Source organism: Streptomyces sp. (genome assembly GCF_035563135.1).
Taxonomy (GTDB): domain Bacteria; phylum Actinomycetota; class Actinomycetes; order Streptomycetales; family Streptomycetaceae; genus Streptomyces.
Map to the genome: position 1 here is coordinate 1 of NZ_DATMVN010000403.1, position 10,132 is coordinate 10,132.

At 71.1% G+C, this 10,132-nt stretch carries 11 protein-coding genes; 1 reads left to right on the forward strand and 10 read right to left on the reverse strand.

All coding sequences use genetic code 11. The annotated features are described in order from the left end of the window. Positions 1–132: 132 nt before the first annotated feature. Both VN520_RS17595 and VN520_RS17600 read right to left on the reverse strand, forming a co-directional pair. A complete protein-coding gene (locus VN520_RS17595) occupies positions 133–1,365 on the reverse strand; it encodes an amidohydrolase family protein (RefSeq protein ID WP_325747877.1) in 1,233 nt (410 codons plus the stop codon). 335 nt (positions 1,366–1,700) lie between these two features. Continuing rightward, positions 1,701–2,531, reverse strand: coding sequence for an NAD(P)-dependent oxidoreductase (locus VN520_RS17600; RefSeq protein ID WP_325747878.1), 831 nt, complete (start codon positions 2,529–2,531; stop codon positions 1,701–1,703). Positions 2,532–2,590: 59 nt separating this feature from the next. Between VN520_RS17600 and VN520_RS17605 the strand changes: the two genes are divergently transcribed. Next, a complete protein-coding gene (locus tag VN520_RS17605; RefSeq protein ID WP_325747879.1) occupies positions 2,591–3,034 on the forward strand; it encodes an NAD-binding protein in 444 nt (147 codons plus the stop codon). Here the strand turns inward: VN520_RS17605 and VN520_RS17610 are convergent. From VN520_RS17610 to VN520_RS17645, 8 genes are all read right to left on the reverse strand, one after another. After that, positions 3,010–3,651, reverse strand: a complete 642-nt coding sequence (locus VN520_RS17610; protein ID WP_325747880.1) for a TetR/AcrR family transcriptional regulator — start codon at positions 3,649–3,651, stop codon at positions 3,010–3,012. The two genes, VN520_RS17605 and VN520_RS17610, sit on opposite strands and share 25 nt — an antisense overlap. Before the next feature lie 96 nt (positions 3,652–3,747). Further along, on the reverse strand, positions 3,748–4,590 hold the full coding sequence (locus VN520_RS17615; RefSeq protein WP_325747881.1) for an NAD(P)-dependent oxidoreductase: 843 nt from the start codon (positions 4,588–4,590) through the stop codon (positions 3,748–3,750). Beyond that, entirely contained in the window at positions 4,587–5,087 is a 501-nt protein-coding gene (locus VN520_RS17620) for a DoxX family protein (protein WP_325747882.1), read from the reverse strand. The genes VN520_RS17615 and VN520_RS17620 overlap by 4 nt, the downstream gene beginning before the upstream one ends. Beyond that, positions 5,080–5,994, reverse strand: a complete 915-nt coding sequence (locus tag VN520_RS17625; protein ID WP_325747883.1) for an alpha/beta fold hydrolase — start codon at positions 5,992–5,994, stop codon at positions 5,080–5,082. Before VN520_RS17625 ends, VN520_RS17620 begins: the two co-directional genes overlap by 8 nt. Next, positions 5,991–7,655, reverse strand: coding sequence for a thiolase C-terminal domain-containing protein (locus VN520_RS17630; protein WP_325747887.1), 1,665 nt, complete (start codon positions 7,653–7,655; stop codon positions 5,991–5,993). Before VN520_RS17630 ends, VN520_RS17625 begins: the two co-directional genes overlap by 4 nt. Before the next feature lie 2 nt (positions 7,656–7,657). After that, positions 7,658–9,022, reverse strand: coding sequence for a cytochrome P450 (locus VN520_RS17635; RefSeq protein ID WP_325747884.1), 1,365 nt, complete (start codon positions 9,020–9,022; stop codon positions 7,658–7,660). 34 nt (positions 9,023–9,056) lie between these two features. Further along, entirely contained in the window at positions 9,057–9,248 is a 192-nt protein-coding gene (locus VN520_RS17640; protein WP_325747885.1) for a ferredoxin, read from the reverse strand. Positions 9,249–9,286: 38 nt separating this feature from the next. After that, on the reverse strand, positions 9,287–10,132 hold an 846-nt coding region (locus VN520_RS17645; protein ID WP_325747886.1), incomplete at its 5' end, for an ABC transporter substrate-binding protein.

The window sequence follows — 10,132 nt, forward strand, 5'->3', positions numbered from 1 at the left end:
AGCCGTGACGCGAGCGGGCCGGCCGGCAGCAGCTCGGCCCCTGCGGATCCCTCACCGTCCGTCGTGGGGCGGGGTCGCGGCCGGCGCGCGCCCCCGGCTTCCTGCGGCTCGGCCGGCCGGGCGGTCCGGGGGTCAGGGCTCCGGCGTGTCGTCGCGGTACACCTGGCCGCCCTTCATGACGAACGACACCCACCCGGTGACGGAGACGTCCGCGAGCGGGTTCCCGGGCACGGCGATCACGTCCGCGAGCAGGCCGGGTTCCAGACGTCCCCGGTCGTCGGCGCCGATCAGGTCCGCGGCGACCGTGGTGGCTGCGCGCAGCGCCTGGAGGGGCGTCATGCCCCGGTCCACCAGGGCGCGCATCTCCAGGGATCCCCTGCCGTGCGGAATGGCGGGGGCGTCGGTGCCGAGGCAGATCCGGACGCCGCGCCGGATCGCGCGGGACGTGGACTCGCGGGCCCGTGGGAAGACGTCGGTCGCCTTGGCCTTGAGGACGGGATCGGCGTGCTCGGTGTTCATCCCCTCGGTCAGGTAGGTGGTGGCGACCAGGAACGTGCCGCGTTCCACCATCAGGTCCAGGGTGGCGTCGCTTGCCAGGAAGCCGTGCTCGACGCAGTCGACGCCGGCCTCGACAGCGGCCCGGATCGCCGAGTCGCCCATGCAGTGCGCGGCGACCATGAGGCCCGCCCGGTGCGCCTCGTCGACGATGGCGCGCAGCTCCTCGTCCGAGTACTGCTGTGCGCCCGTGGGGCCGGTGTGTGACATGACCCCGTTGGACGCGCACACCTTGATCACCTGCGCGCCGTACTTGATCTGGTGGCGGACCGCCTTGCGCACCTCCGCCACGCCGTCGGCGATGCCCTCTTCCACGGTGAGCGGCAGCACACCGGGGGCGAACGCCTGGAACATGGTCGGGTCGAGGTGGCCACCGGTCGGAGCGATGGCGTGCCCGGCAGGCACCACGCGTGGTCCTTCGACCCAGCCGAGGTCGATCGCCTTCTTCAACGCGACATCGAGGAGCACCCCGCCCGTCTGCACGAACAGACCGAGGTTGCGCACGGTGGTGTAGCCGCGGCGCAGGGTCCGGCCGGCGTTGGCCACCGCGCGCAGGGTGCGCACGGCCGGGTCCTCCTGCACCGGGATCAGCGGGCTGCGGTGGTCGGGGCCACCGAGGAAGAGGTTGACCTCCATGTCCATCAGACCGGGCATCAAAGTGACGTCCCCGAGGTCACGCACCACGGTGCCCTCAAGGAGCGTGTCCGGCCGGCCCACCTCGGTGATGTGCTCGCCGGTGACCAGCAGCGCGCCGGGCTCGACGAGTTCGCCCTTGTCGATGTCGAGCAGCCGTGCGGCGCGCAGCAGCACGGGCGGGCGCGGTCCCCTCTCCCGCGGCGCCATCACGCGGCAGTTCCGGCGCGTCGGCCGGGCGAGGGGGACGTGGCGGTGAGGACGTGGGCCATGAGGGACTCTCCATGTCTGCTCGCTGGACTTCACAGGACGCGGCGGCCGGCACTCCGGACGGCGTCTTCGCCGGCGCGCGGTGCCGTGCGCCGGGCGCACGGCACCGCGCGGTCGCCGACCGGCCCCCGTCTCCCCCTCCGCACGGTCGACCGCAACGACGATAACAGCGATCTCTTAATCGGAGAATAGCGTTATCAAATGCGGTGAGCGAACCCTGCCCCGCCTCCCGCCCCGGGCCATCAGTCACCGTCGACGGGCAGCAGTTCCCCCAGAGCCCGTACCGCGGGCTCCATGGCGCCGAGTGACAGCCCCAGCTCTCCGGCCAGACGGGTGACCACCCGGAGGTCCTTACGGAGGAAGGCTCCGGCGCTGACGGCCAGCCCGCCCACCCCGCCCCGCGCAGCGGACGCCGTCGAGGCGTTGCTCGACGCGCTGCCGTGCGACAGCGCGTCGAGCAGCACGCCCTCTTCGACGCCCAGCCGCCCCGCAAGCCGTGACGCCTGCGCGAGCAGACCCAACTGGGCGGCGAACAGCGCGTTGTTGAGCAGCTTCACACTCTGGCCCGCACCGGGCCCGCCGACGTGCAGAACCGGGTCGGCGTAGGCGTTCAGCGCGGGCAGTACCCGCTCCACGGCATGCCGTTCCCCCCCGGCGAAGACCGTCAGGCGGCCGGCCTCGATGTCGTGGGGACCACCGCTGACAGGCGCGTCCACCACGTCGACGCCCCGGTCGGCCAGCGCTCGGACCGTACGCGGGTCACCGGTGGTGTGCACGGCGAGCACCGGGCCGCCGAGGAGCACCGGAAGCAACTCCTCGTCGAAACAGAGCTCTCGCACCTGGGCATCTGTGAGTACGCAGACGAAGAGGGCCTCCGCGCCGCGTACCGCGGCGGCGAGCGAGGCGACGGGCTCCGCACCGTCGCGGGCGAGAGCCCGGCGCGCCTCAGCGCCGCGCGCGTACACCCGCACCCGGTGCCCGGCCTCGACGAGCCGCCGCACCATGGGGCGCCCCATCCGACCCGAACCGACGAAACCGAGCTCCACGGCGGCCTCCCTCTCCGGTGCATTCACAGCGCACCGACCTCTTCCGGAAATGACATTCTTCGTTATCGTTAGCACAACTCTCACATATGGAGGCAGGCCTTGACGGCTCTCACGATCACTGGATCGACGGACGGCGCACGCCTCCGGAGGGGTGCGCCTGGCTGCCGACGCTCAAGCTCGCCAACAACTTCCTGTCCGCGGTCTCACTGGCGGCTACCAGCGAGGCCGTCGCCTTCGGGCGGGCGGCGGGGCTGGACATGGCCGTGATGCTGGAGGTCCTCAACGCCTCCAGCGGACGCAGCGGGGCCACCGCCGACAAGTTCCCCGACGAGGTGCTGACCGGCCGCTACGCCTCCGGGTTCAGCAACACGCTGATGAGCAAGGATGTGGGCCTGTACCTGCGGGAGACCGGAACCCTGGGCGGCGTGGCCGCACTGGCCGCGGTCACCCACGCCGTGCGGGAGGCGTTCGCCGCCGCCGAACCGGGTGCTGACTTCACCCGTGTCTACCCGTTCACGACGGGGGCGTGACGGGGGCCGCCGCCGTCCTCGCTCCCAGGCCCGTCCTCCGTCAAGCCGAACAGGACCGACAGCGTGTCCCGCACGATCCCGGGATAGTGGTCCTCGTCCGGTTCCGGATCCATCAGCCACCACTGGTGGATGCCCTCCACCAGGGCGAGGACGGCGGTGGCGGCGGTCGACGGGCTCAGGCCGCTGGGCAGCCGCTCGCCGTAGCGCTCGGTCAGGCGGGCGGTGAGGTGAGCCTGGAGGGAGTGCAGGCGGTCTCCCACGTAACCGCGGGCGGGTTCCTGGCCGGTGACCGCCTCGGCCATCACCACGCTGTACACGGTGGCGAACGAGGGGTGGCTCTGTTCGAAGGCGACTGCCGCCGCGAAATCGGCGGGCAGGTCCTCACCGACCGGATGGTCCGCCAGGTGCTCGCGGTCGAGGTGCTCGCGGTTGAGCTGCTCCCGGAAGGCCAGCATCTCCAGGAGCAGCCGCTTCTTGCTGGGGAAGTAGTGCATCACACCCTGCCGGGTCAGCCCGGCGCGCTCGGCCACCGCGTCGATCGAGGCATTCTTGAAGCCGCGCTCGGCGAACACCTCCAGTGCCGCCTCCAGGATGTCCTGACGCCTCGCAGAACCCACGTCATGCCTTTCCGCCGTTGGCCGGTGCCCGCACACAGTACGCATCCCGCCGGGCCGGAGCGAGGGAGCCGGGCATGACCGCCCCCGCCCCCGGTTTCACCGTCCCATGGCCTTCAGGGCCGAGAGAGCCGCTTCCCGCACCGGGTCCCGTCGCGCCTCGCCGTCGGCGTCGGCGGTCTCCACGATGTCAGCGAACAGCCGTACGTCCTTGGCCAGCAGCCCACCCGCGTGCGAGGCGATGCGCTGGAGAGTGCCGCCGGCGTCGACGACCCGTTCGAGGGCGAAACTCGCGGCGCTGCCGCGTGACAGCAGCCGGCCCAGCCCCTCGGTGTCCAGTCCCAGTCGGCCTCCCAGCTGGAGAGCATCAGCAGCGATCCCCAATTGAGCGGTGAACAGAACGTTGTTGAGCAGCTTCGCCACCTGTCCGGAGCCGGTCGGACCGAGGTGGACAACAGGATCGCCGTAGGTGGCGAACAGCGGTCTGCAGAAGGCGAAGACCTGGGGGTCACCGCCCGCCATGACAAGCAGAGTGCCCTTCTCCGCGGCCCGTCCGCCGCCGCTCACCGGTGCGTCCAGCACCGAGACCCGCTGAACACGGGCGCGTTCCTCAAGACGACGGCAGGTCTCCGGATGGATGGTGGAGTGCACCACCAGCACGCCTCCCCGGCGCATTCCGGCCAAGACGCTGTCGCCCCCGGTGGTCAGCTGTTCTATGTCGGCGTCGTCGACGACGCAGAGGCACACCACGTCGCTGGCGGCCGCCAGCTCGGCAGGTGAACCAGCGGTCCCGGCCCCGGTGTCCGCGAAGGGTTCGAGCGTGGCGATGCGGCGTGCCCACAGCGTCGTCTCGTAACCCGCTTCGACGATCCGCCGTGCCATCGGCGCGCCTTGACTGCCCAGTCCGATGAAACCGACCCGCATGTCATGTCGTCCTCTCATGTCGTCTCCCGAGGCCGCCAGAAGGCGGCGAGCAACCCGCCCGTCGCCACCCCCGCCACGGCGAGCACCACACCCGCACCCGCCCATCCGGTCACCGCGAGGTCCGCCGCCGTGTCGACGGCGTACTCCCCCGGCCCCCACGCCCCGAGTGCCACCGCGAGCACACCCAGCACGAGGACGTACTCGTAGCCTTCCTTGAAGACGAAGAAGCCGTGCGGGCGGTGCGCGAGCAGCCCGGCGACCAGCATCACCGACAGGACGGCGGCACAGGCCAGTGAGGTGAACAGCCCCACGGCCAGCAGCGCGCCCGCTCCGATCTCCGTCACCACGCTGCACCACGCCTGCAGACGCGGGCGGCGCAGCCCGAGGCCGGCGAACCAGCCCGCCGTGCCGGCGATGCCTCCTCCACCGCGCCAGTGGTTCCAGCCGTGCGCCGCCATCACCGCGCCCAGGACGACCCGGACGAGCAGCAGGGCGGCGTCCGTGGGCTCACCCATCGTCCCGCCCCTCCTCCGTCGGCAGGGCCGGTACGCCGAGGGCACACTCCTCGACGAACGCCAGAACGTGCAGGTGGTAGGCGAGGGCGGTGCGGCTGACACTGGTGTTGTGACCGGCGCCCGCCTGCTCGTGCAGCACCAAGCGGGACGTCCCGGTGAACATCGACGCCAGGTCGGCCAGTCCCTGCGGCCCGTTCATCCACACCTGCTCGTACTCGGCGAGCGTGATGTGGACCGGTACCGGCACACGGGCGGCGAGCCGTTCGAACTCGTCCTGCCACCCCTCCCGGCGGCCCTCGTACGACGGCGAGGTGGCTCCGATGCCACGTCCGCCGTAGACGTCGGGCGGGTAGGCGTGCGGCGGGTCCCACAGAGCGTGGCGCAGATCGGGCCGGGTGCGGGCGGGGTCACGCCGCCACTCCTCCATCGCGGCGAGGGCCCTGGGGTGGTGGGTCCGGCCCATGCCGGCGAGTTCCACGCCGAGCAGATCACCGCCGCGCGGGTCGCTCGCCATCCGGACGGTCAGCTCGCAGCCCGCCGAGTGCGCCCAGAGGAAGACACCGAGGCCGCCGTCCCGGCCCTCCATGAACGCGTCGACGGCGGCGAACGCGAAGTCCGTGCGCCGTTCGGGTGCCTCCAAGCGCTCCTCGTGTCCGGCCGAACTGCCGTAGCCGGGGCGGTCGAGAGCGATGACGGTGAAGCCGGCCGCAGCAGCGGTGCGCAGCAGTGAGAGCCTCGGGTGGCCGGGATGGTCGAAGTAGGTGGAGGTGGTGGCGCCGCCGTGCAGAGCCACGATCACGGCTCGCGGGCGGGTCACCTCTGTGACCAGGGCGGAGGCGGGCACCCCGTACACGTCCGCCACCTCCCGGTGGACGCCGGTGGCGAGTTCGGGTTCGGTGGAGGTCATCCGTCCGTCCTGAGCAGGAGTACGCCGCTGGGGGTGAGCCCGCCGCTGGAAACCGCAGCCGTCCGCGCGTCCCTCACCTGGCGGGCGCCGGCCTCACCGCGCAACTGGACAACGGCCTCGTGGAGCAGGCCCATGCCATGGGTGCGGCCGTGGGAGAGCTGTCCGCCGTGCGGATTGAGCGGGAGGGTCCCGTCGCGGGCGATGTTCTGGCCGCCGTCCAGGAAGTCGCGGGCCTCGCCGATGCCGCAGAAGCCGAGCGCCTCGATCCAGGACAGGCAGTTGAAGGTGAAGCCGTCGTACAGCAGGGCCACGTCCACGTCGGCGGGGCGCAGTTCGGTGCGGGTCCACAGGTGGGCGGCCTGGCCCAGTACCTGGGGTTCGTGGGTGAGCGTGGCCTGGTCCCACTCGGGGCGCTCCACGATCTGCGTCCCCACGGCCTCGATACGGATCGGGGCCTTCGGCAGATCGGGAGCGGTCTCGGCGGCGGAGACGACGACCGCGGTGGCCGCGTCGCACGGGACGTCGCAGTCGTAGAGGCCGAAAGGTGTGGTGATGGTACGCGCCGACAGGTAGTCGTCCATGGTGAGCGGATCGCGGTAGACGGCGTCGGGGTGGAGGGTGGCACCGGCACGCTGGTTGAGGGCGATCCAGCCGAGCGTCTCACGGGTGGTGCCGTAGCGGTGCATGTGCCGCTGGGCGTTCATCGCCAGCATGATCGCGGGCGAGACGGCGCCGAACGGCTTGAACCAGCCGTCGGCCGCTCCTGCGCGGGGGAGCTGGATCCTTCCCTGACGGACGAGTTCGGCGTGGGTCGCCTCCCACACGGTACGGAAGCAGAGCACGTGCCGGGCGAGCCCGCCGGCCACCGCGAGCATGGCGGCGATCACGGAGCCGCCGGGACCGAAGGTCTCCCCGGCACCGTTGTGCCAGACGGGTCGGATGCCCAGGGCCGACTCCAGCGCGGTGACGCCTCCCTCGGCGAAGCCGCCGTACGCGCCGCCACCGGGGTAGGTGGACAGGCCGTCGATGTCGTCGAGGGCGAGCCCGGCGTCGGCGACTGCCTTCTCACACGCCTCCAGGGTGAGGTGGAGGGGCGGGGCCATGAGGCGACGGCCGATCCGGGAGGCGCCGGCGCCACTGATGACGGCACGGTCCTCGAACTTCCGGGTGGCCGGCGTGCGGCGGACGTGAGCCCGCATGCGTTCGGGCGCCGGGTCGTCGGGCGGGAGAGGGGCCGGGGCCGGCTGGTCGGCGGCCGGCCGGAACAACGGCAGCCAGACGTCGTCGACCTGCTCGAACACGACTTCCATGAACATGCCGAGGCGCAGGTCCTGAGGCGCGCAGTCGACGAGGTTGGTGGTCAGACGGACCCGGGGGTCCTCCTCGATGGCGACCTGGGCGACGACGAACGGGGTGGGCAGGCCCGGAAAGGGGAAGCGGTGGTTGACGGTGAAACCGATCAAGGTGGCCCGGCCGGAGACCTCGCGGACCGCGGTGTCCTGGCCGCGGCACCGGCGGCAGACCGGCTGGGGAGGGTGGATCAGGGCCGAGCAGGCGGTGCAGGAGCGGAAGCGGAGCCGCCCGTCACGGCCGGAGGCCCAGAAGAACTCGGTCTCCTGGTCCGCCTGCGGCCGCGGACGGGCGGTGTGCGCAGGTGACACGCTCAACGGACTTTCGCCTCCGCCTTGCGCACCGTCACCGGCTCGGCCAGCCCCTGCTCCTCACATGCCTGCTGGAGGGTCACCAGTGTCTCGTCGAGACCGGGGCCGAGGCGCCTGCCCGGCGTGAAGGTGGCGGGCAGGTGACGCATGCCCTGAATGACTCCGACGGTGTCGTAGTGAACGGTGCCGTCGGGGTCGCAGACGAAGTCGGGGATGCGGTCGAGGACCTGGATCATCATCCGCTTGAAGACCGTGCGGGCCACGTTGGAGCCGATGCAGCGGTGGATACCGAGACCGAAGGCGGTGTGCCGGTTGCCACCGCGTTCGAGGTCGACACGGTCCGGGTCGGGGAAGACGGCCGGGTCGCGGTTGGCCATCGCCCACGACAGCCAGAGTCGGTCGCCCTCCTTGAACTCCTTGCCGGCGATCTCGCAGTCCTCCGCGACCGTCCGGGCGTCGCCCGGGGCCGGTGTGAAGTACCGGAGGAACTCCTCCGTCGCAGTGTCGAGCAGGGTGTCGCGCTCCTGGATGAGGCGGCTGCGCTCGTCGGGGTGCTGGGAAAGCCACTCCAGGGCGTGTGCGGTGAGCGCGGTGGTGGTGTCGAAGCCGCCGCCGATGAGGAGCGCCATGGCACCGACCAGATCGGTGTCGGACGGGGCCTCGCCATCCGTCTCCAGCCGGACGAGGGCATCGGCGAGTCCCGGCCGCGGCCGGGCGCGGACCTCGTGGAGGGTGGCGGCGATATCCCTGAGCATGGCCATGTGGGCCTCGGCCACCCGGGCCATGTCCGGGGAGTTCGGCGGGGTGTAGACACCGGCGTGGGCCGGTTCGTTGTAGAGCTGCCACTTCTCCAGCGGAATGCCCATCATGGCCAGGGTGAAGACGGCCGGGACGATGTTGGCGAGGTCGTCGACGAAGTCGATCCGCCCGGATTCGATCTTCTCGTCGATGCAGGCGCGGGCGACGTCGTCGATGAAGGGGATCCAACGGGCGATGGCCGCCGGGGAGAGGTACGGGTTGAGGGCTTGGCGATAGGCGCGCTGTTCGGGCGGGTCCATCTCCAGGAAGCCTCCGCGGAAGCCCCTGCCCCGGGCCGGTGCCGGGATGCTGATGCCCTGGTAGCCGCGACGCTCGCCGTTCACGTCGTGGTCGTTGGAGAGTTTGTCCCCGGCGCGGGCGAAGGCCAGCAGTTCACGGTTGCCGGCGGCCACCCAGTGGCCGTCGTAGGTGTCGGACCAGGCGAGCGGGCATCCTGCGTGGAAAGCGCGGGTCTGTTCCTCGAACTGGTCGCGGTACTCGGGTGCGTGCCGGTCGAAGTGGACGCGGGGCTGCCTGCGGGTGTCGTCGTGCGGCTCGGATGCGCTCATGTGTGCCTTCTCCTCGTGACGGCTGCCGTTCCCCTCAGAAGACGCTGACCGCTCGCTCGGGGCAGGACCGGACGGCCTCCACCACCTGGTCCTGCTGGTCTTCGGGGACCTCCTCGCTGATCGGGGAGGAATGGCCGTCGATCTCGCTCAGTTCGAATACTTTCGGGGCGCGCATGGCACACAGGGTGTGCCCCTGGCAGCGCTCGGGGTCGACGCGTACCTTCACGTCACTCAGCTCCCGTTCTCAGGTCAGGTCGGGTCGGGTCAGGTCAGGTCGGACATGGACTTGCCGACCGAGGCGAGGGTGGCGGGCTTGCCGTAGTCGTTCTTGTACTTGTAGACGGCTCCGTCACAGCGGAAGGCGCCCTTGTCGGGCTTGAAGTCCGCCGACTGCCAGCCCTTCTCGGTGGCTTCCACGACCCAGAAGCAGGTGCCGGGTTCCTTCGAGGTCAGGTCGAAGGGGGCTTGCAGTCCGCCCGCGGTCCAGTCGGTGTGCTTCCGGGCGTTCTCGTACACGCAGGCGCGGGTGAGGGTGGCGCAGTCGCGGGCGGAGGTGGCGAACAGCAGCCAGGCGGAGAAGGCACGCAGCACGGGGTAGGTGACTTCCTTGTCGGGCGCGTACTTCTCGAACAGGTCGATGGTCTTCTGGGTGGCGGGGTTGTCGGCCGCGCTCTCCAGCGGTGCCGTGGCGAACAGTTCGGCGTAGTTGTGCTGCTCGGCCAGAGCCGTGCCCGCGAGTTGGGGGAAGGCCGGGCCGTAGGCGTTGGAGTTGGCGTCGATCCAGTCGGGTGCGTAGTCGATGCCGGTGAGGGCTTGTTCCAGTTTGGCGAGGCTCGCGAAGTCCCCGAGGAAGACCAGGCCCCGGACGCCTTCCTTCTTGATCGCCTGGGCGTACGGGGTCCAGTCCGAGACGCCGGACGCCGGGTACAGGTCGGTGTAGGTGACTTTGCCCCCGAGGCCTGTCACCGCCTCCTCGAACTGGGCCGACATCACCTTGGTGACGGGCGTGTCACCCGCGATGACACCGACCTTCTGAGCGGAGCCGGGGTGCTTCTCCTTCAACAGCCAGTTGTAGTAGCCGGAGTACTGGAAGTACCCGGCGGCCGGCTG

What these genes read in the sequence shown, in the direction of transcription:
- VN520_RS17605 (WP_325747879.1), top strand. Translation starts at nt 2,591, where the DNA reads ATGGAGGCAGGCCTTGACGGCTCTCACGATCACTGGATCGACGGACGG.
- VN520_RS17615 (WP_325747881.1), bottom strand. Translation starts at nt 4,590, where the DNA reads ATGAGAGGACGACATGACATGCGGGTCGGTTTCATCGGACTGGGCAGT.
- VN520_RS17620 (WP_325747882.1), bottom strand. Translation starts at nt 5,087, where the DNA reads ATGGGTGAGCCCACGGACGCCGCCCTGCTGCTCGTCCGGGTCGTCCTG.
- VN520_RS17625 (WP_325747883.1), bottom strand. Translation starts at nt 5,994, where the DNA reads ATGACCTCCACCGAACCCGAACTCGCCACCGGCGTCCACCGGGAGGTG.
- VN520_RS17635 (WP_325747884.1), bottom strand. Translation starts at nt 9,022, where the DNA reads ATGAGCGCATCCGAGCCGCACGACGACACCCGCAGGCAGCCCCGCGTC.